General features: G+C 68.6%; 23 protein-coding genes. 4 read left to right on the top strand and 19 right to left on the bottom strand.

Features of this window, described 5'->3' with window-relative positions; translation table 11 throughout:
• Window positions 1–3 precede the first annotated feature (3 nt).
• The 17 genes from QMO14_RS01680 to QMO14_RS01600 form a co-directional block, all read right to left on the bottom strand.
• Window positions 4–207, bottom strand: coding sequence for a hypothetical protein (locus QMO14_RS01680; protein WP_301503868.1), 204 nt, complete (start codon window positions 205–207; stop codon window positions 4–6).
• Between the two features lie 211 nt (window positions 208–418).
• The gene (locus QMO14_RS01675) at window positions 419–1,408 is read right to left on the bottom strand and encodes a 2-dehydropantoate 2-reductase (protein ID WP_301503867.1); all 990 of its coding nucleotides are present in this window, start codon (window positions 1,406–1,408) and stop codon (window positions 419–421) included.
• An 18-nt stretch (window positions 1,409–1,426) separates the two neighbouring features.
• On the bottom strand, window positions 1,427–2,218 hold the full coding sequence (locus QMO14_RS01670) for a class II aldolase/adducin family protein (protein WP_301503866.1): 792 nt from the start codon (window positions 2,216–2,218) through the stop codon (window positions 1,427–1,429).
• 19 nt (window positions 2,219–2,237) lie between these two features.
• Window positions 2,238–3,233 (bottom strand): Bug family tripartite tricarboxylate transporter substrate binding protein, encoded by a 996-nt coding sequence (locus tag QMO14_RS01665; protein ID WP_301503865.1) that lies wholly within the window; start codon window positions 3,231–3,233, stop codon window positions 2,238–2,240.
• A 37-nt stretch (window positions 3,234–3,270) separates the two neighbouring features.
• Window positions 3,271–5,004 (bottom strand): dihydroxy-acid dehydratase, encoded by a 1,734-nt coding sequence (gene ilvD, locus QMO14_RS01660; RefSeq protein ID WP_301503864.1) that lies wholly within the window; start codon window positions 5,002–5,004, stop codon window positions 3,271–3,273.
• A 40-nt stretch (window positions 5,005–5,044) separates the two neighbouring features.
• Window positions 5,045–5,518, bottom strand: coding sequence for a nuclear transport factor 2 family protein (locus QMO14_RS01655; RefSeq protein WP_301503863.1), 474 nt, complete (start codon window positions 5,516–5,518; stop codon window positions 5,045–5,047).
• Between the two features lie 35 nt (window positions 5,519–5,553).
• Window positions 5,554–6,375: a 4-hydroxy-2-oxoheptanedioate aldolase gene (gene hpaI / locus QMO14_RS01650; RefSeq protein ID WP_301503862.1), complete on the bottom strand. Its 822-nt coding sequence runs from the start codon at window positions 6,373–6,375 to the stop codon at window positions 5,554–5,556.
• A 12-nt stretch (window positions 6,376–6,387) separates the two neighbouring features.
• Window positions 6,388–7,191: a 2-oxo-hept-4-ene-1,7-dioate hydratase gene (hpaH, locus tag QMO14_RS01645; RefSeq protein ID WP_301503861.1), complete on the bottom strand. Its 804-nt coding sequence runs from the start codon at window positions 7,189–7,191 to the stop codon at window positions 6,388–6,390.
• A gap of 14 nt (window positions 7,192–7,205) precedes the next feature.
• Window positions 7,206–7,613: a 5-carboxymethyl-2-hydroxymuconate Delta-isomerase gene (locus QMO14_RS01640; protein WP_301503860.1), complete on the bottom strand. Its 408-nt coding sequence runs from the start codon at window positions 7,611–7,613 to the stop codon at window positions 7,206–7,208.
• Between the two features lie 19 nt (window positions 7,614–7,632).
• The gene (locus QMO14_RS01635; protein WP_301503859.1) at window positions 7,633–8,460 is read right to left on the bottom strand and encodes an extradiol ring-cleavage dioxygenase; all 828 of its coding nucleotides are present in this window, start codon (window positions 8,458–8,460) and stop codon (window positions 7,633–7,635) included.
• An 85-nt stretch (window positions 8,461–8,545) separates the two neighbouring features.
• Window positions 8,546–8,881, bottom strand: coding sequence for an aromatic ring-opening dioxygenase subunit LigA (locus QMO14_RS01630; RefSeq protein ID WP_301503858.1), 336 nt, complete (start codon window positions 8,879–8,881; stop codon window positions 8,546–8,548).
• Window positions 8,882–8,884: 3 nt separating this feature from the next.
• Window positions 8,885–9,853 (bottom strand): tripartite tricarboxylate transporter substrate binding protein, encoded by a 969-nt coding sequence (locus QMO14_RS01625; RefSeq protein ID WP_301503900.1) that lies wholly within the window; start codon window positions 9,851–9,853, stop codon window positions 8,885–8,887.
• A gap of 38 nt (window positions 9,854–9,891) precedes the next feature.
• Entirely contained in the window at window positions 9,892–11,355 is a 1,464-nt protein-coding gene (gene hpaE / locus QMO14_RS01620) for a 5-carboxymethyl-2-hydroxymuconate semialdehyde dehydrogenase (RefSeq protein WP_301503857.1), read from the bottom strand.
• Window positions 11,352–12,134 carry a fumarylacetoacetate hydrolase family protein gene (locus QMO14_RS01615; RefSeq protein ID WP_301503856.1) on the bottom strand — a complete coding sequence of 261 codons (783 nt, stop codon included), beginning with the start codon at window positions 12,132–12,134 and terminating at the stop codon, window positions 11,352–11,354. Before QMO14_RS01615 ends, hpaE begins: the two co-directional genes overlap by 4 nt.
• Complete coding sequence (locus QMO14_RS01610) at window positions 12,131–12,769, bottom strand: fumarylacetoacetate hydrolase family protein (RefSeq protein WP_301503855.1); 639 nt, start codon at window positions 12,767–12,769, stop codon at window positions 12,131–12,133. The genes QMO14_RS01615 and QMO14_RS01610 overlap by 4 nt, the downstream gene beginning before the upstream one ends.
• Window positions 12,766–13,203: a homoprotocatechuate degradation operon regulator HpaR gene (gene hpaR / locus QMO14_RS01605; protein ID WP_301503854.1), complete on the bottom strand. Its 438-nt coding sequence runs from the start codon at window positions 13,201–13,203 to the stop codon at window positions 12,766–12,768. Before hpaR ends, QMO14_RS01610 begins: the two co-directional genes overlap by 4 nt.
• Before the next feature lie 116 nt (window positions 13,204–13,319).
• A complete protein-coding gene (locus QMO14_RS01600; protein WP_301503853.1) occupies window positions 13,320–13,829 on the bottom strand; it encodes a MarR family winged helix-turn-helix transcriptional regulator in 510 nt (169 codons plus the stop codon).
• Window positions 13,830–13,939: 110 nt separating this feature from the next.
• Here QMO14_RS01600 and QMO14_RS01595 point away from each other — a divergent pair, with 110 nt between their 5' ends.
• Both QMO14_RS01595 and radA read left to right on the top strand, forming a co-directional pair.
• A complete protein-coding gene (locus tag QMO14_RS01595) occupies window positions 13,940–14,953 on the top strand; it encodes a tripartite tricarboxylate transporter substrate binding protein (RefSeq protein ID WP_301503852.1) in 1,014 nt (337 codons plus the stop codon).
• 34 nt (window positions 14,954–14,987) lie between these two features.
• Window positions 14,988–16,379: a DNA repair protein RadA gene (gene radA / locus QMO14_RS01590; protein ID WP_301503851.1), complete on the top strand. Its 1,392-nt coding sequence runs from the start codon at window positions 14,988–14,990 to the stop codon at window positions 16,377–16,379.
• Window positions 16,380–16,433: 54 nt separating this feature from the next.
• Here the strand turns inward: radA and QMO14_RS01585 are convergent, their stop codons facing one another.
• Entirely contained in the window at window positions 16,434–16,889 is a 456-nt protein-coding gene (locus QMO14_RS01585) for a hypothetical protein (RefSeq protein ID WP_301503850.1), read from the bottom strand.
• 148 nt (window positions 16,890–17,037) lie between these two features.
• On the opposite strand from QMO14_RS01585, the gene QMO14_RS01580 reads away from it, so the two are divergent.
• The gene (locus QMO14_RS01580) at window positions 17,038–17,472 is read left to right on the top strand and encodes a glycerate kinase (RefSeq protein WP_301503849.1); all 435 of its coding nucleotides are present in this window, start codon (window positions 17,038–17,040) and stop codon (window positions 17,470–17,472) included.
• On the opposite strand, the gene QMO14_RS01575 is transcribed toward QMO14_RS01580, so the two are convergent.
• Entirely contained in the window at window positions 17,469–18,413 is a 945-nt protein-coding gene (locus QMO14_RS01575; protein ID WP_301503848.1) for a LysR family transcriptional regulator, read from the bottom strand. The genes QMO14_RS01580 and QMO14_RS01575 overlap by 4 nt on opposite strands.
• A 201-nt stretch (window positions 18,414–18,614) precedes the next feature.
• On the opposite strand from QMO14_RS01575, the gene QMO14_RS01570 reads away from it, so the two are divergent.
• Window positions 18,615–19,931, top strand: a complete 1,317-nt coding sequence (locus tag QMO14_RS01570) for an MFS transporter (RefSeq protein ID WP_301503847.1) — start codon at window positions 18,615–18,617, stop codon at window positions 19,929–19,931.
• The last annotated feature ends 10 nt before the right edge of the window (window positions 19,932–19,941 follow it).

Raw genomic sequence — 19,941 nt, 5'->3', positions numbered from 1 at the left:
GGCTTATTGCTCGCGGTCGTCGCCCGGGTGGCCGAGCTGTTTCTTGGCGGAGCGCACGCCCCGCACCACCAGGTAGAGAGCGCCGCCGGCAACCACCACGAAGCCGGCCACCGCGAGGCCGCCCATGCCGAAGGCCCACCACCAGAACAGGCCGCTGATGGGCAGCAGCACCAGCGCCACCAGCAGCTCGATGAAGATCAAACGCATCCGTCTCCCCTTGTTCTCGGACATGCAGGCAGCCTTGGTGGTGTGTAATAAATCGCTACGTGCATTTTTGAGTGGCGAGAGGATAGCCCAAGAAGAAAAGCGGGGGTACAGGGTTTGCGGCCCCGCAAACCCCACCCCCGATGTCTTCTTCAGTCTGCGGGCCGAACCTGTGCGCGGCCTGACCGGCCGGCGGCCGCGCCGTCAGGTCGGCTCAGTAGAGCCCGAGCTGCCGCGTCCGCAGCCGCGCCAGGCCCAGCAGCGCATCGGTGAAGGGCGTGGCCACCGCCGTCAGCTCGCCCAGCTCGCGCACCACCGTCACCAGCGCGTCGAGTTCCACCGAGCGCCCGGCCTCCACGTCCTGCAGCATGGAAGTCTTGAAAGCACCCAGCTTCTTGGTGATCTCGTGCCGGTCTTCCGGGCTCTGCGTGATCTCGATGCCGATGCGCCGGCCGATCTCCCTGGCCTCCAGCATCACCGCCGAGATGAAGCCGCGCACGTAGTCGTCGCCCATGATCAGGTCGGTGGTGCAGCCGGTGAGCGCGCTGATCGGGTTCACCGTCATGTTGCCCCACAGCTTGAACCACACGTCCTTCTGGATCTGCGGCGACAGCGTGGTGTCGATGCCGGCGCTCTTGAGCAGCGCCAGCAGCTTCTGCACGCGCGGCGTGGCCTCGCCCGAGGGCTCGCCGATGATCAGCCCGTTGCCGAAGTGGTGCCGCACCACGCCCGGCCCGTCGAGCGAGCAGCTCGCGTGCACCACGCAGCCGATCACGTTGCGCGACGGAATCGCGCGCGCGATGGCGCCATCGGGGTCCACCGCGGCGAGGCGGTGGCCGGTGATCTCGCCGCCGAAGCCGCCTTCCAGGAACCACCATGGCACGCCGTTCATCGCCACCAGCACGATGGTGTCGGCGCCGATCAGCGGCCCGATGCGCTCGGCCACGCCGGCCAGCGCGGGCGCCTTCACCGCGATGACCACCAGGTCCTGCACGCCTAGCGCCTCGGGGTCGGCCACCGCGTTGACCGGCACGCGCGTGCGCACCTCTGCGCCCGTGCTGCCTCGCATCAGCGACAGCCCGTCGCGCTGCAGTGCTTCCAGCGTGGCGCCGCGCGCCACCACATTCAGTCGCTCGCCCGCCTGAGCGAGGCCGACGCCTATCCATCCGCCGATCGCGCCGGCGCCGTAGATGCAGATCTTCATGGGTTCGGTCGCTTCGCTTCAGTTGCGGTAGGAGGGATCGATGCGGTCCACCTGCCGCACCAGCGCGTTGAACACGTCCTGCCCCGCGCCATGCTCGGGGCTGAACTGCAGCGCGTCGCGCGTGCAGCGCCGGGCGATCTCCTCGCTCACAGGAATGGCCTGGCCCATGGAGAAGGTCGCCATCTGGATCTCGCAGGCGCGCTGCAGCGTCCACAGGATCGCGAAGGTCTGCGGCAGCGTCTGTCCCCAGGCCAGCAGGCCGTGGTTGCGCAGGATCACCGCGTTGCGCTCGCCGATGCTCTTGAGCAGGCGTGGGCCCTCGTCGGCATGGATCGTGATGCCCTCGAAGTCGTGGTACGCCACCATGCCGTGCAGCTGCGCCGTATAGAAATTGGTCTGCTGCAGGCCGCCCTGCAGGCAGGCCACGGCCACGCCGGCCGTGGTGTGCGTGTGCATCACGCAGTGCGCGCCTTCCAGCCCGTCGTGGATGGCCGCATGCACCGTGAAGCCGGCCGGGTTCACCGGATAGCTCGAACCGTCGAGCACCTTGCCCTGCAGGTCGATCTTCACCAGGTTGCTGGCCGTGACCTCGCTGTAGTGCAGGCCGAAGGGATTGATGAGGAACTGCTTCTCGCCGCCCGTCACGCTGTCGGGCAGCCGTACCGTGATGTGGTTGTAGATCATCTCCGTCCAGCCCAGCATCGCGAACACGCGGTAGCAGGCCGCGAGCTGTTCGCGCGCGGCGCGCTCGTCGGGATGGATCGAGGGATGGACCAGCGCCGAAGCGGCCGGAGTGGCGAGTGTGTTCATGGCAGTTCCTTCATGTGTTTCAACCTTCCGCTGTGAAGCCGACTTCTTTCACGATCGGCGCCCACTTGGCGGTGTCCTTCTTCAGCAGTTCCGTCAGCTCGGCCGGCGTGGAAGACATCGCTTCCAGCCCGAAGGTGCCGAGGCCGTCGATCACGTCCTTCTGCGCGAGCGCGTTCTTCATCGCGGTGTTCAGCTTCGCCACCACCTCGGGCGATGCCTTGGCCGGCAGGAAGAAGGCGAACCACTCGCTGTGCGCCATGTCCTTCAGGCCCTGTTCGCCGAAGGTGGGCACCTCGGGCACGAAGCGGCTGCGCTTGGCGCCCGACACGCCCAGGATGCGCACCTTGCCCGTGGGCAGGTGCTGCGTGATGTCGCCGATGGGGCCCGACACCGCCGAGATGTTGCCGCCCAGCAGGTCGAGCATGGCCGGCTGCGTGCCCCGGTAGGCCGCGTGCTTGAGCTCGACGCCGCCCTTCTTGCCCAGCAGCGCACCGATGAAGTGCGGCGTGGAGCCCGCGGCCGGCGAACCGTAGTTGGCGCCGGCCGGGTTCGCCTTGGCCCATGCCAGGAACTCGGGCACGGTCTTCACGCTGGCCGGCACCGCCGGGCCCACCGCGAAGCCGAAGTCGAAGATGCAGGCCAGGCTCACCGGCGTGAGGTCGGTCATCGGGTCGTACGGCAGCTTCTTGTAGATGTGCGGGTAGATCGTGAGGATCGAGGTCGGCGTCTGCAGGATGGTGCCGCCGTCGGCCGGGCGGCCCTTCACGTAGCCCACGGCGATCTGGCCGCCCGCGCCGGTGCGGTTGTCGACGACCACGGTCTTGGCGTAGTCGCCGCCGAGCTTGGTCGCCAGGCGCCGGCAGGTGGTGTCGGAGGTGCCGCCAGCGGCGAATCCGGTGACGATGGTGGCGGTCTCGAGGTTGGTCGTCGACTGCGCGAAGACGTTCTGCCCGATGCTGGCCAGCAAGGCGGATGCGCTGGTGGTCTGCAGGATATGGCGGCGCGTGAAGCTCATGGTGTCTCTCTCCGGACGGTGGTTATGGAGGGGTCGATCAAGACTCGTCGCGCAGCCAGGTGACCGCGCCCGAGTGGGTCACGGCGCCCTGGTGGGCAGGGCGCACGGTGAGCGCGTATTTTTCCAGCAGGCCGCCGCGCGCGACCCCCGCGTTTACCTCACGTCCGGCAAGCCGCGACGCGATTTCCTCGGCCGTGAGATCGACCGTGATGGCGCGCGCTTCCGCCCGCGCGTCGATGGAAACCATGTCGCCGTCGCGCAGCGCCGCGATCGGGCCGCCGTCCGCCGCCTCGGGGCCGGCGTAGCCGATGCACAGGCCGCGCGTCGCGCCCGAGAAGCGCCCGTCGGTCAGCAGCGCCACCTTGTCGCCCATGCCCTGGCCGTAGAGCAGGGCGGTGATGCCCAGCATCTCGCGCATGCCGGGGCTGCCCTTGGGGCCTTCGTTGCGGATCACGAGCACGTCGCCCGCCTCGTAGCGGCGGTTCTGCACGGCGGTCTGCGCTTCTTCCTCGGAGTTGAAGACGCGCGCCGGGCCCCGGAACACCAGGCCCTTGAGCCCCGCCGTCTTGAGCAGCGCGCCGTCCGGGCAGAGGTTGCCCTTGAGCACCGCCAGCCCGCCATCGCGCGTGATCGGGTTGCCGGCCTCGCGCACCACGCGGCCGTCCGGCGCCAGGGCGCCGGCCAGTTCCTCGGCCATCGTGCGGCCGGTGAAGGTGAGCACGTCGCCGTGCAGGAAGCCCTGCTCCAGCAGCGTGCGCAGGATGACGCCCGCGCCGCCGATGTAGAACACGTCGCGCGCCAGGTACTTGCCGCCCGGGCGCAGGTCGGCGATGAGCGGTGTGCGGGCGAAGATCTCGGCCACGTCGTCCAGATGGAACCTGATGCCCGCCTCGTGCGCGATGGCCGGCAGGTGCAGCGCCGCATTCGTCGAGCCGCCCGTGGCCGAGACCACGGCGCAGGCGTTTTCCAGCGCCTTGCGCGTGACGATGTCGCGCGGCAACGGGCCGTCGCCCAATACCGCCTTCATCAGCGTCTTCGCGGCGCGGCGCATCAGCGGCGCCCGCTCGCTGAACACGGCAGGCACCATGCTGGAGCCGATCGGCGCCAGGCCCAGCGCTTCGGACACCATGCCCATGGTGTTGGCCGTGAACTGCCCGGCGCACGCACCGGCCGTGGGCAGGCAGGCACGGCTCATGGCGTCGAGCTCGTCGTGCGTGGCGGTGCCGGCCAGCACCTTGCCGATGGTCTCGTAGGTGTCGACCACGTTGAGGTCCTGCCCGTCGGGCCCCGGCATCTGGCCCGGCAGCGCCGAGCCGCCGTGCACGAACACGCTGGGCACGTTGCAGCGGACCATGCCCATCATCAGCCCCGGCAGGTTCTTGTCGCAGGCGCCGATGGCGAAGATGCCGTCCCACTGGTGGCCGCGCGTGGAGGCTTCCACGCTGTCGGCGATGAGTTCGCGCGAGATCAGCGAGAAGCGCATGCCCGAGTGCGCCATCGTCAGCCCGTCGCTGATCGACACCACCGGGCACTCGTGCGGCGTGCCGCCGCCGGCGTAGATGCCGGTCTTGGCGTGCTGCGCCTGCTCGCGCAGGTTGAGGTTGCACGGGCTCATCTCGCCGCCCGTGTGGAACACGCCGACGTGCGGGCGCGCGATGTCCTCGTCGTCCTGGCCCAGCGCATGCAGGAAGCTGCGCGTGGTCGCGCGGATCGTGCCCTCGCGGATGGTGGCGGAGCGAAAGCGCTTGGTCGGGTCGGTGGGCGTGGTCATTCGGCTGGCGTGGGCTGGCTGGGTTGTCGTCGGGGGGTCGTCAGAACATGCCGTTCTTGTTGGCGGCGGTATCGGGCACGGGCTGCACCACGTCCCAATGCTCGACGATCTTTCCGTTCTCCAGCTTGAAGATGTCGACGATGGCGCTGCCGCGCGTGCCCGGCTCGCGCACCGCGTTCACATGCAGGATCACGTAGTCGCCGTCGACGAAGCTGCGCTTGATGTCGCTGTGCGATTTGGGAAACTTCTCGCGCAGGAAGGCGATGAACTTGCGGAAACCCTCGGGGCCGTCGGCCGCCGTCGGGTTGTGCTGCACGTAGCGGTTGCCCACGTACTGCAGGGCTGCGTCGGCGTCTTTCTGGTTCAGGCCCTTCTCGTAGAAGGCCAGCACCGTCTGTCGGTTGGCTTCCTGCTGCGCACTGCTGGCGCCCGGCTTGCCGCCGCCCATGGGCGCGCAGGCGGCGAGAAGGAGGGTGGCTGACGCTGCAAGTGCGGCGAGGGTCGTGCGATGCATCCGGAGTGCTCCCTTGTGAAAAAACCTGAAGAAGATCAGTAGCCGTTCGGCGAGGCCGCGCCGGGCGCCGCCTTGTACTTGGCCAGCAGCTGCTTCGCCGCCGCCGCCAGCACGATGGTGTCCACCCCCACCGCCACGAACAGCGCACCGGCCGCGAGCCACTTGCGCGCCTGCTCCTCGGTGGTCGAGAGGATGCCCGGCGCCTTGCCGGCCTTCAGGATGCGCGCGATGGCATCGGCGATCACCGCTTGCACCTCGGGGTGGTTGGGCTGGCCCACGAAGCCCATCGATGCCGACAGGTCGGCCGGCCCGATGAACACGCCGTCCACGCCCGGCGTGGCCGCGATGGCGTCGAGGTTCTTCATCGCTTCCACCGTCTCGGCCTGCACCAGCAGGCAGGTCTGCGCGTTGGCCTCGTGCAGGTAGTTCGGGTAGGCCTGCCAGCGCGAGGCACGCGCGAGCGCGCTGCCCATGCCGCGGATGCCCTCGGGCGGATAGCGCATGCCCTGCACCAGCCGCGCGGCCTGCTCGGCGGTGTCGACCATGGGCACCAGCAGCGTCTGCGCGCCGATGTCCAGGTGCTGCTTGATCAGCGTGGTGTCGCCCACCGGAATGCGCACGACCGGATGCGAGCGCTCGGCTTCGGCCTGCGCCGACCATGCGCTGGAGATGCCCTGCAGCTGCGCGAGCACTGAGCGCACGTCGTTGGGCGCGTGCTCGCCGTCGACCAGCAGCCAGTCGTAGCCGGTGCCGGCCAGGATCTCGGCCGCGTAGCCGTCGGCCAGCCCGACCCACAGGCCGATCTGGGGCTTGCCGGCCGCAAGGGCCTGCTTGAAGGTGTTGATGGGTGTGTGCATTGCGTCTTTCTTTCAGGCAAGGCGAAACGAGATGGAGCCGAGAGGTCCGTAGTCGGCGTGGAAGGTGTCGCCGGGCACGGCCGTCGTCGGCCGCGTGAACGAGCCGCCCAGCACCACTTCGCCGGCCTCCAGGCATTCGTCCCAGGGCGCGAGCTTGTTGGCGAGCCAGGCCACGCCGTTGGCGGGGTGATTGAGCACGGCGGCGGCCACGCCCGATTCCTCGATCACGCCGTTCTTGAAGAGCAGCGCGCTCACCCAGCGCAGGTCCACCGCGTCCGGCTTCACCGGCCGGCCGCCCATCACGATGCCGGCGTTGGCCGCGTTGTCGGAGATGGTGTCGAACACCTTGCGCGGCGCCTTGGTGTGGCGGTCGAACTGCTCGATGCGCGCGTCGATGATTTCGATGGCGGGCACCACGTAGTCGGTGGCGGCCAGCACGTCGAACATCGTCACGTTCGGGCCCTGCAGCTTCCTGCCCAGCACGAAGGCCAGTTCCACCTCGATGCGCGGCGCGATGAAGCGCTTGAACGGGATGTCGCCGCCCTGCTCGAAGAACATGTCGTCCAGCAGCGTGCCGTAGTCGGGCTCGTCGATCTGGCTGGACTGCTGCATCGCGCGCGAGGTCAGGCCGATCTTGTGGCCCTTGACGGTACGGCCCTCGGCGATCTTGGTCTTCACCCACTCGCGCGAGATGGCGTAGCCGTCTTCAATCGTCATCTCGGGAAAGCGCTTGGAGAAGTGCTCGACCTGCACGCGCGACTTCTCGCTTTCGTGCAGTTCGGCGGCCAGTTGGGCGATGGTGGCTGGGGACAGCATGGGCGGAGGTCGTCTCAGGTCTTGTTGAACAGTGGGTGAAGGTTGCTGTGCTTGCCGTCGTACACCTGCCCCGGGCTTTCGTCGATCTGCAGCGTGATGCCGATGTGCCGCTTGTCGAAGATGGGCGCGAAATGCGCGCGCACATCAGCCAGAAGCTCGTCGCCGGCCTTCTTCTTCACCGCCTCGGAACGCCCCGCGGCCATGCGGATGTTGAGGTACACGAAGGCGTAGTCGGCCTTGCCGTCGGCCACCGCGTAGTGCGCGGCGGGGTAGGCCAGCACGCGCGTGCCGCCGATGGGAAACACCGGCTTGTCGGCCTCGTCGCGCTGCTTCAGCATGGTGTCGGCCAGCGTGCGGCACAGCGCCGACATGTCGGTCTCGGCCTCGATGTTGGGCGTGTACAGGATCACCAGGTGTGGCATGTCGTGGCTCCGTTCTTCTTCATGCCACCGACATCACGGCGGCCGTGCAGGTCACCGCGAAGATCGGGATGGCCTTCATGTGGAAGATCTCGCCCTTGCCGCGCGCGGCGGCGGCCACGCTCAGGAAGGTGCGGATCTCGAAGCCGCCCTGGCCTGCCTCGCGGTAGGTGGCCTCGTCGTTGTAGTCGTCCTGCGAGAGCAGTGCGTCGCGGTCGTTGGCGCACCAGCGGCGCATGAACTCGGCGTCCCACTCGGCGTTGACCTTGCCCGAGTCGGGCGTGGCCGGCCAGTGCGAGATGCCGCCCGTGCCCACCAGCGCGATGCGCTCGGGCACCTTGTCGCAGGCGCGGCGCAGCGCTTCGCCGAAAGCCCATGCTCGGTGCAGCGGCGTGAGCGGCGGGCCCTGGCAGTTGATGTTCACGGGGATGACCTTGGTGTCGAACTCCGGCGTGAGGAAATTGAGCGGCACCATGATGCCGTGGTCGAACTTCCACTCCTCCGCGTAGGCCACGTCCACCGTTTGCATCACCTCGCGGATCAGCCGCTGCGATAGCGCGGCGTCGCCGGGAATGCGGTGCTTCTCGATGCCCAGCCACTTCGGGTCTTCGATCGGACCCTCGTAGCTGTCGGCCATGCCGATCGCATAGGCCGGCATGTTGTTCATGAAGAAGTTCGCGAAGTGCTCGGCGGCGATCACGATCACCGCGTCGGGCTTCGTCGCGCGCATCGCCTCGCCGAATCGGTGGAACTGCGCGTGGAACTCGTCCTTCACGGCAGGGTCGGCGAGGTGCGCGCGGCCGGTGATGCCGGGGGCGTGGCTGCACACGCCTGCGAATACGAGACTCATCTCGATGCCCGCCCGGCCGCCCGAAGGGCATCGAGCGCCCCCTCGGGGGGCAGCGAACCACACAAGGTGGGGAGCGTGGGGGTCTTCATATTCCCGCCACTTTCTCGTCGGTTCCGGTTGTCATTGCGTAGATGCCCGCGCGCACGGGGCCGTACTTGCGCACGCCCTCGCGCATGGCTTCGAGGTAGTCGGCCCACGGAATGCCCAGCAGCGGCGCGAAGTGCATCAGCAGCTGCCCGTTGCAGCCGAGCACGTAGAGCTTGCCGATGTCGCCGGTGTCGATGGCCTCGCGTTCCTCCTCGGTGAAATCGTAGGCGCCCAGCAGCGCCGCGCGCGCCTCGCCGCCTTCGGCATAGCGGCGCTGCACCTCGGGCTCGCGGTTGAGCGCGAAGAGGAATTTCTGCATCGCATAGAGGCTCATGGTTCAGCCCTCGATCTGGATGTTGGCCTTGCGGATCACCTCGCCGTACTTCGCGATTTCGCTCTGGATGAAGGCCGCGAAGCGCTCCGGCGTGCCCGACAGCGACGCGATGCCTCCCTTCTGGAAGGCCTCGGTCACCGCGGGGCCCGCGAGCGCGCGGTTCACCTCGGCGTTCATGCGCGCAACGATGGCGTCGGGCGTGCCGGCGGGCGCCAGCAGGCCGTTCCACGAATTGGACTCGATGGGCACGCCCTGTTCGGCCAGTGTGGGTATGGCGGGCGCGTACTGCGAGCGCTGCGCGGTCGCCATGCCCAGCGCCAGCAGCTTGCCGTTCTGGATGTGGCCGCGGAACTCGGGCCAGTTGCCGAACATCATCGTCACCTGGCCGCCGAGCAGGTCGGTGAGCGCAGGGCCCTGGCCCTTGTAGGGCACGTGCACGATGTCCAGGCCCATCTGCAGCTTGAGCATCTCGCCGGAGAGATGCGCCGAGGTGCCGTTGCCGAAGGAGGCGAAGCTCAGCGTGCCGGGCTTGGCCTTGGCCGCGTTGCGCAGGTCGGCCAGCGTCTTCAGGCCGCTGTTGGGGTGGGTGGCGAGCACGTGCTCCGACATGCCCATGAGCGCGACCGGGCGCAGGTCTTTCTGCGTGTCGTAGGGAAGCTTGCGGATCAGCGTCTGGTTGGCCGTGAAGCTGTTGGCCACGCAGACGAAGGTGTAGCCGTCGGGCGCTGCCTTGGCAGCGGCATCGACGCCGATCACCGTGCCCGCGCCGGGCTTGTTGTCGACGATCACCGGCTGGCCCAGCGTCTTCGACAGCTCCGTGCCGACGAGGCGCGCGACGAAGTCGGTGGTGCCGCCTGGCGTGAAGGGCACGATCACGCGGATCGGCTTGTTGGGCCATGCCGCCTGCGCACGCGCCAGGGAGGGCAGGGCTGCGATTGCCGCGGCGCCTTGCAGCAACGCGCGACGCTGCATGCTCATGCCACGCCCCAACACGACTTTGGGACCGTGGCTCACGCCACGCCCCAGTGCGGAATGTGGTGCGAGCCCAGCGACACCGCCACGTTCTTCGGCTCGCAGAACACCTCGTAGCTCCAGGTGCCGCCTTCGCGGCCCGTGCCCGAGGCCTTGGTGCCGCCGAAGGGCTGGCGCAGGTCGCGCACGTTCTGGCTGTTGACGAAGCACATGCCGGCTTCCACGGCCGCGGCCACGCGGTGCGCCTTGCCGATGTTCTCGGTCCACACGTAGCTGCTCAGGCCGTACTGGATGTCGTTGGCCAGGCGAATGGCATCTGCCTCGTCCTTGAACGGAATCAGGCAGGCGACGGGGCCGAAGATCTCGTCCTGCGCAATCTTCATGCGGTTGCCCACGTCGGCGAACACGGTGGGCACCACGTAGTTGCCCTTCTTCACGCGATCGGGCAGGTTGGCCGGGCCTTCGAGGCCGCCGCACAGCAAAGTGGCGCCTTCCTTCGGGCCCAGCTCGATGTAGCTGCGCACCTTGGCCAGGTGGGCCTGCGAGATCATCGGGCCGACGATGGTCTTCTCGTCCAGCGGGTCGCCGACGGTGATGCGCTTCGCGCGCTCGGCGAATTTCGCGGCGAAGTCGGCGTAGATCGACTGCTGCACCAGGATGCGCGAGCCGGCCGTGCAGCGCTCGCCGTTGTTGCTGAAGATCATGAACACGGCCGCGTCGAGCGCGCGGTCGAGGTCGGCGTCCTCGAAGATCACGAAGGGGCTCTTGCCGCCGAGCTCCATGCTGAACTTCTTCAGGCCCGCGCTCTTCACGATGCGGTTGCCGGTGGCGGTGGAGCCGGTGAACGAGATGGCGCGCACGTCGGGGTGGCTCACCAGCGGCTCGCCGGCCTCCTTGCCGTAGCCGTGCACCAGGTTCAGCACGCCGGGCGGAATGCCGGCCTCCAGCGCCAGTTCCCCGAGGCGCGCGGCCGTCAGCGGCGAGAGCTCGCTCATCTTCAGCACGGCGGTGTTGCCGAAGGCCAGGCAGGGCGCGACCTTCCAGGTGGCCGTCATGAAGGGCACGTTCCACGGGCTGATGAGCGCGCACACGCCCACCGGGTGGAACAGCGTGTAGTTCAGGTGCGTGGGCGTGGGGTAGGTGTGGCCGTCCACGCGCGTGCACATCTCGGCGAAGTAGTAGAAGTTGTCGGCCGCGCGCGGCACCAGCTGCTTGCCGGTCTGCGCGATCACCTGGCCGCAGTCGTTGGTCTCGGTCTGCGCGATCTCGGGCACGTTCTTCGCGATCAGGTCGCCGAGCTTGCGGATCAGCTTCGCGCGCTCCGGCGCGGGCATGCCGGCCCATTTGGGGAAGGCTTCCTTGGCGGCGGCCACGGCCGAAGTCGCCTCGGCCTCGCCGCCCGAGGCGACTTCGGCCAGCACTTCCTGCGTGGCGGGGTTGACGGTCTCGAAGTAGTCGGTGCCGGCAACGCTCTTGCCGTTGATCAGGTGATCGACTCTCATGCTTTTCCTTGGATTGTCTCGATGGTGTTCATGAGCGCGCCGATGCGCTCGATCTCGGTGACGACGACGTCGCCCGGCTTGCAATCGACCACGCCGTCGGGCGTGCCGGTGAGGATCAGGTCGCCTGGCGAGAGCGTCATGAAGCGGCTGAAGTACTCGATGAGGAACGGCGCGTCGAAGATCATGTCGCGCGTGTTGCCCTCCTGCGTGACGGTGCCGTTCACCGTGGTGCGCAGCGCGAGCGCCATCGGGTCGTCGATGTCGGCGGCGTCCACGAACCACGGGCCCAGCGGCGTGCAGGTGTCGCGGTTCTTCACGCGCAGGTTGGGGCGGTACCAGTTCTCCAGGTAGTCGCGGATGGCGTAGTCGTTGGCCACCGTGTAGCCGCCGATGAAGTCGTAGGCGTCGTCGCGCTTCACGTTCTTCGCGGTCCTGCCGACCACGATGGCGAGCTCGCATTCGTAGTGCATGAACTGCACGCCGGCCGGGCGAAGCGTGTGCTGCCGGTGGCCGATGAGCGCGCTCTGGCCCTTGACGAACACCAGCGGCTCCTCGGGCGCCTTGAACTCGAGCTCCTTGGCGTGGTCGGCGTAGTTGAGGCCCAGCGCGAGGATGGTGCGCGGGCGCGTGACGGGGGCGAGCGGCGGCAGCCACACGAGCTGCTCCTGCGGCACGACGCGGCCGTCGTCCAGCCGCACCGCAGCGTCGGGACGGCCGTCGAACTCGTGGCTGGTGCCGGTGTGCTCGCGGCCTTCGAAGATGACGCGTGCGTGCTTCATGCCGTGGCTTCCTTCACCAGCGTGTTGCTCAGGGTCTCGAAACCCGGCGCGGAGATGTCGATGCGGTCGCCCGCGCGTGCCAGCGGACGGCCGGGGCCGCAGCCGAGCATCAGCACGTCGCCGTGCGCGAGCGTCATGAATTCGCCGACGTCGGCGAGCAGCTGCTGTGCCGGGCGCACGAGCTGCGAGAAGTCGAGCGACTGCCTGAGCTCGCCGTTGATGCGCACCTCGGCGCGGAAGTTCGCGGGGTCGGCCACTTCCTGAGCGTCGCGCAGCACGGGGCCGATGCCGAGGAAGCCGTCTACGCACTTGAACTTGACCGGCGGCCGGAAGAAGCTCGCGTGCGGGATCGACAGGTCGTTCATCAGCACGAAGCCTTCGACGTCGCCTTCGGCGCCGATCACCATGCCGATGCTCGCGCCGACTTCGATCTCCGGCACGTCGGCCGGCACCGTGATGGCGCTGCCATGCGGGCTCCAGGTGTTGGCCGTCTTCACGTAGAGAACAGGCGCCTTGGGCGGTGCTTTGTAGGGCGGCTGCGTCATCTGCGGCGCGAGCGCTTCGGCTTCGGCGCGGAAGTTCAGCAGGGTGCCGTACACCGTGCCCGTGGGCAGGAAATGGGGAGTGCTGCTCATGGCGAAGGTTGCTCCAGTGCGATGAGTTCGTCGAGCAGCCCGTAGAGCTGCGCGAGCCTGGCCTTGCCGAGGGACTTTTCCATCCAGTCGTAGTGGGCCTCGATGCTGCTGCCCAGCCGCTTCACCAGCTTCATGCCGTGCGGCGTGGCCTCGACCACGGTGCGGCGCTGGTCGGCCGGATCGCGCGCGCGGGTGATGAGGTTGTCGCGCTCCATGCGCGCGAGCACGCCGGTGAGGCTGGGCCCGAGGATGAAGGCCTCGCGCGCCACGCGGCCGGTGTCGACCGCGCCGTGCTCGCCCAGCACGCGCAGCACGCGCCATTGCTGGTCGGACAGCGCGTGCTCGCGCAGGCTGGGCCGGGTGTGGGCCATCACGGCTTCGCGTGCCTGCAGCAGAAGGCGCGGCAGGTTGCGATGAGTGAATGTGGTGCTCAAGGCTTGTCTCTTCCGAAATTACTTAACATGTTAAATGAATCGTCGCGGCTTTCCTAGCCGATTGCTCGATCGATCCGCAAACCTAGGGTATGCACGGATGAGCCGTGCGGCGGGCTTCAGCGCGCGGCGGGTGCTTCGCGGCGGCGCCGGTCGGCCTTGGGCAGGTCGGCCGCGGCCACCATTGCCTCGCCGCGCGCGTGCAGGCGCTGCAGCATGTCGTCGAGCAGCGCGGCCTCGGCGGTGTCCAGCGCGCCGAGCAGTTCGGTGTTGATCGCGCAGACCAGCGGATACAACTCCGCGTGGAGCTTCGTGCCCCGCGCGGTCAGGCGCAGGAGCACATGGCGCCTGTCGCCCGCGGGCTGCTCGCGCGAGACCAAGCCCTTCTCGACCAGCGAACTCACTGCGCGCGACGTGCGCGCCCGGTCGAGCTGCGCATGCTCGGCCAGCTGCGACGAGCCCAGCGCGCCGTGCCCCGCGAGCGTGGCGATGAGCCGCCATTCGCGCCGCGTGATGCCGAAGCGCCCCTCGCACAGCCGGATCACCATGCTGCCCGCGACCGACAGCAGCCGGCTGGTGCGGTAGAGCAGCAGGTCGTCGAGCGTGCGCGGCGGTGCGTGCAGAGGCATAGGGGTTTGCCCGGGCGATGATTGATTAGATGAACCAATTGTCGACGCTCTAAAGTGGCCGCGACCTGCCGTGCGCTGCGCAGGCGGGAAAGAACGGAGACAAAAGACAGATGACTACAGATTCCCGGCCCCTGCATCCATCGAGCCGACGCCGCGTACTGGCCGCGCTCGGCGGCATGGCCCTCGCGCCGCTCGCCGCCACGGTACAGGCTCAACAGCAGGCGATCGCGCGCGGCACACCCATCCGCGTGCTGATCGGCGTGCCCGCCGGCGGCACGCAGGACGTGCTCACGCGCGCCATCGCGCAGGAAGTGCGCGAGTCGCTCGGCCCGCTCATCGTGGACAACCGTTCCGGCGCCGCCGGGCGCATCGCGGTCGACGTGGTGAAGACCGCCGCGCCCGACGGCCACACGCTGCTGCTGGGCACCGCGAGCATGATGACCATGTTCCCCAGCGCCTACAGGAACCTGACCTACGACCCGGTGAAGGACTTCCAGCCCCTCATCAACGCGGCCCGCTTCGAACTCGCGCTGGTGGTGCACAAGGACGTGCCGGCCAACACGGTCGCCGAATTCATCGCCTGGGCCAGGAAGCAGCCCGGCGGCGTGAGCTTCGCGTCGTACGGCGCGGGCACGCCCTCGCACTTTCTCGGCGAGATGCTCAACCGCTCCGCGGGGCTGTCGATGGTGCACGTGCCCTACCGCGGCTCCACGCCGGCGCGCCAGGACGTGATGGGCGGCATCGTCCCCGCCTACTTCGATACCGTCGGTGGCGCGCTGCAGCTGCTGCCCACCGGCCGGGTGAAGGTGATCGCCACCAGCGGCGAGAAGCGCTCGCCGCTGATGCCCAGCCTGCCCACCTTCGTCGAGAGCGGCCTGAAGGATGTGGTGGCGACCGCCTGGTTCGCCTACTACGCGCCGCTGAAGACGCCCAAGCCGGTGCTCGACCAGCTGCGCGCCGAGTTCACGCGCGCGGTGAACTCGCGCGAGGTGCGCCAGCAGCTGCTGCAGAACGGCATGTACCCGGTCGGCGACGGCCCCGAGGCGCTGCTGAAGACCATGCGCGAGGACACCGCGCGATGGGCGGCGATCATGAAGGCGGTGAACTTCCAGGCCAACGACTGACGAGGTGTCGCGCCCGGCCACCTAAACTCGAAGGATGGCCAAGGACAAAACACTTTTCGTCTGCAGCGAATGCGGCGGCACCAGCCCGAAGTGGCTGGGCAAATGCCCCAGCTGCGGCGCATGGAACACGCTCGTCGAGCAGGTCGCGGGCGCGGGCAGCAGGCCCGCCAACAACCGCTTCGGCACCCAGTTCGCGTCGCTCGCGGGGGCATCGGAGCTCGCGACGCTTTCCGAGATCGAGGCGACCGATGTCGCGCGCACGCCCACCGGCATCGACGAGCTCGACCGCGTGCTGGGCGGCGGCATCGTCTCGGGCGGCGTCACGCTGATCGGCGGCGACCCGGGCATCGGCAAGTCGACGCTGCTGCTGCAGGCGGTCGATGCGCTGCAGCACGCAGGGCAGAACGCGCTCTACGTCACCGGCGAGGAAAGCGGCTCGCAGGTGGCGCTGCGCTCCAGGCGGCTGGGCCTGGACCACTCGCAGGTGCAGGTGCTGGCCGAGATCCAGCTCGAGAAGATCATTGCCACGCTCGACGCCACGCGCCCGGCCATCGCGGTGATCGACTCGATCCAGACCGTGTATTCCGACCAGCTCACCTCTGCCCCGGGCTCCGTGGCGCAGGTGCGCGAGTGCGCGGCGCACCTCACGCGCTTCGCCAAGACCAGCGGCACGGCGGTGGTGCTGGTGGGCCACGTCACGAAGGAGGGCGCGCTCGCGGGCCCTCGCGTGCTGGAGCACATGGTCGACACGGTGCTGTACTTCGAGGGCGACACGCATTCGAGCTTCCGCCTCGTGCGCGCCATCAAGAACCGCTTCGGCGCGGTCAACGAGATCGGCGTGTTCGCCATGACCGAGCGCGGCCTCAAGGGCGTGACCAACCCGAGTGCCATCTTCCTGAGCCAGCATGCCGAGCCCGTGCCCGGCAGCGTGGTGCTCGTCACGCTGGAAGGCACGCGGCCGATGCTGGTGGAAATCCAGGCGCTGGTCGACAACGGCGGCCCGAGCCCGCGCCGCCTCTCGGTGGGCCTGGACCGCGACCGCCTCGCGATGCTGCTGGCTGTGCTGCACCGCCATGCCGGCGTGGCCTGCATGGACCAGGACGTGTTCGTGAACGCGGTGGGCGGCGTTCGCATCAGCGAGCCCGCGGCCGACCTGGCCGTGATGCTGTCCATTACCTCCAGCCTGCGCGGCAAGCCGTTGCCCAAGGGCTTCATCGCTTTCGGCGAAGTGGGCCTGGCCGGCGAGGTGCGTCCCGCGCCGCGCGGGCAGGAGCGCCTGCGCGAGGCCGCCAAGCTGGGTTTCAGCGTGGCGGTGGTGCCCAAGGCGAACGCGCCGCGAAAGGGCGCGAAGGAAATCGAAGGGCTGACGATCCACGCGGTGGACCGCATCGAGGAGGCGATGGAGGTGGTCCGCCGCCTCGACTGAAGCTGGGGGAAAAAATGACCCGGCGCGCGCGGTGGCGCGCCGGGCCTACCCTCCCTATCCCCCGATGTGCATCGTGAACGCCGGTCCGCTGTTGAGCACGCATTGGCCGCTGCCCAGCGTGGCCGAGTTCATCGAATACTGGCAACTCAGGTTGCCGCCGCGGCTGCCGGTGGCGTTCGCCACACCGTTGGCGCGCGAGCCGGCGACCCGGGTTGCCTCTCCCTGAAACTGTTCGCCGCCGATCTGTGCGTTGAAGTGGCCGCGGCCGTTCATGTCGTTGGTCACCGTGCCGGAGACGACGCCGTAGCGCGAGGCCTCGGCGTTCGACGGGTACAGCCGCGCGTTGAAGGTCTGTGCGACCGGGCCCGGCGGGACGGCGTAGGCCTGCGAAGGCGGCGCCGAAGGAGCGGGTTGCCCGAGCGGCACGACGTAGCAGCCGCTGAGCGCGGCGGCCGTGAGCGTGGCGGCGAGGGTGAGACGAACGAATGTGACGGAGCGCGGAATGGTCATACGCTTTTCGGTGGCCCGGGCAGATGCCCGTGCGGCGAAATGTGCCCGCCGATGCGCCGGTACGGATCGCTTTTGAAGCCGAGTACCGTTTTTCGCCCCTTGCGGTAGTCGGGGTGGCTACTTCGGAGGGCGCGCACGGGCGGCGACAATGCGCGCCATGAATTTCAAGAACTTTCTGCTGCCTCTGGGCGCCATCGTCGTCATGGCGCTGGCCTGGCGCGCGGCCGGATGGGGCGGTGTCGCCCTGGCCGGCGGCGCGATCGTGATGTTCCTGCTGCTGCACTTCAACCGCGCCATGCAGGTGCTCAAGCGCGCGGCCGAGCGGCCGGTGGGCTACGTGGCCAGCGCGGTGATGCTCAACGCCAAGCTCAAGCCCGGCGTGACGCTGATGCACGTGATCGCGATGACCCGCGCCCTCGGCGAACTGCGCTCGCCCAAGGACGAGCAGCCCGAGCACTACCGCTGGACCGACGGCGGCAGCTCGTACGTCGATGCCGTGTTCAACGGCGGCAAGCTGCAGAGCTGGACCCTCACCCGCCCCGAAACGCCGGCTGACGACGAGGCCAACAACACGGCAGCCTAGACCGTGCTCCCCTTGCGCCGGGGCTGCCGCCACGGCGGATTGGCCTTCGCCTGGTGGCGCGCCTCCTTCGCGAATTCGGCGCATGCGTGCGTCATCAGGTCGGCCGAGCGGTAGACCAGGAACACGTCGAAGTCCGGCAGCTCGTCGGTGATCGGCAATTTCTCCAGCAGATGGGGCTGCAGCCGCAGCGGCCCCGCCCCGTGGAACACGAAGTCCGACCACATGCTGATCAGGTCGGTCTGCGTGGCCAGCTGCAGGCCCAGCAGGTTCGAGGCGCTCTGCACCATGCGCCTGGGTATCTCCAGCCCGTGCATGTTCATCATGCTCACCAGCGGGCTGCCCGCGTCGTCGATCGGGTCGAGCACCAGCCAGTCGGCGTCCACCAGCGGCTGCAGCCTGCGCACGCGCCGCAGCGGATGGCCGGCGCGCACCGACAGGTGCATGGCCACCGAGAAGAGCGGCTCCCACTGGAAGGCGTTGGTGCCCGGACCGTTGCAGGTGGAGACCAGGCCCAGGTCGAGCCGGCCCTCGCGCAATCCCTCGAAGATCTGCTGCGGCCGCAGCTCGAAGCCGCGCAGCGCCACGTTGGGAAAGCGCCTGCGGAACGATGCCATCGCATCGGGCAGCGGCCCGCTCGAGGCCACGGCGGTGAAGCCGATGTTGAGCTGCGCCTCGTCGTGCCCGCGTATCGCCTCGATGTCCTCCAGCGCGTGCCGCAACTCCTGCTCGACCACGCTCGCGCGCTTGACCAGCGCCGTGCCGTAGGCCGTGAGGCTCACGCCGCGCGTCGAGCGGGACATCAGCGTCACGCCGAGTTCGCGCTCCAGTTCCGAGATGGTCTTCGACAGCGCAGGCTGGGTGGTGTGAAGGCTGCGCGAGGCCTCGTGGATGCTGCCGTGCTGCGCCACGGCCAGCAGTACGCGCAACTGTTGCAGCTTCATCGTGGTGCGCCGCTCCCGGAAAGAGGCCTTTTGGGGGTTGTCCCGATGGTCTCCGGCGACTGTTTATGACGGGGATGCCGTTTGGTTATCAGCATGAAAATTTGTGATTCTTCGCCGCAGCGCTTTGCCTGAATACTCCGCCGCGAACGGGCCCGCAGTCGATGCACGCCCTCTCGCAACCTGTACGTGGAGTGACATTAGATGAGCGAAGCCGCATTGCCCGCAAGCCCGATCCTGGGTTCTTCTTCAACTGGCGCCACGGCACAAGGCAAGGGAAAGCAGAGCCAGTTCCGCCTGATCGCCGCCTGCTCGCTGGGCAACGCGCTGGAGATGTACGACTTCACCGTCTACAGCTTCTTCGCGCTGCTGATCGGCAAGCTGTTCTTCCCCTCCGACAGCCCCTACGGCTCGCTGCTGCTGGCGGTGGCCACCTTCGGCATCGGCTTCGTGATGCGCCCGCTGGGCGGCGTGATCATCGGCAACTACGCCGACCGCAGGGGCCGCAAGGCGGCGATGACGCTGACCATCGGCCTCATGGTGCTGGGCACGCTGTGCATCGCCTTCGCGCCCTCTTATGCGTCGGCCGGCGTCTTCGGCTCGCTGATGATCGTGCTGGGCCGGTTACTGCAGGGCTTCTCGCTCGGCGGCGAGGTGGGTGCCGCCACGTCGATGCTGATGGAGGCGGGCGGCGTGAAGGGCCGGGGCTTCCGCGTGAGCTGGCAGCTCGCGAGCCAGGGCGTTTCGGCGCTGCTGGGCGCGCTCACCGGCGCCGCGCTGTATGCCGTGCTGCCGCAGGCATCGCTGGAGAGCTGGGGCTGGCGCCTGCCGTTCCTGCTCGGGCTGCTGATCGCGCCGGTGGGGCTCTACATCCGCGCGCACCTGGAAGAGACGCACGTCGCCGAGAGCCACGAGTCCAGCCCCATCGGCCGGCTGCTGCGCGAGCACGGCGGGCTGGTGCTCAAGGGCATCCTGGCCACCACCGCCGGCACGGCCACGATGTACCTCGTGGTGTTCTTCATGCCCACCTACATGATCCGCGTGCTGCACATGCCGCCGTCGCTGTCGCTGCTGTCGGGCTGCGTCACGGGCATCACGCTGTTCGTGGTGTCGCTGGTGGCGGGGCGGCTGGCCGACAGGCTGCCCGATCGCAAGCCGCTGGTGGTCGGCTCGCTGCTCTTCAGCGTGATCGCGGTGTACCCGGTGTTCTGGCTCATCGGCCAATACCCGAGCGTGCCGCTGGTGCTGGCACTCTCGGCCCTGCTCACCGCGAGCGTGAACATCGGCACCACGCCCATGTTCCTGATGTTGCTGGAGATGCTGCCGGCCGGCGTGCGCGCCAGCGGCATCTCGGTGATCTACAGCGTGGGCGTGACGGTGTTCGGCGGCTCGTCGCAGTTCATCGTGACATGGCTGCTCGCGAAGACCGGCAACCCGATGTCGCCCGCTTTCTACATGATGGTCTGCGGCGTGCTGAGCCTTGGCGCGCTGCTGAGCCTGCGCGAGCGCAAGGCGGCATGAACTCCACGAC

Source organism: Variovorax sp. CAN15 (assembly GCF_030462475.1).
GTDB lineage: Bacteria > Pseudomonadota > Gammaproteobacteria > Burkholderiales > Burkholderiaceae_C > Variovorax.
This window is presented reverse-complemented; position numbering and strand designations above follow the sequence as displayed.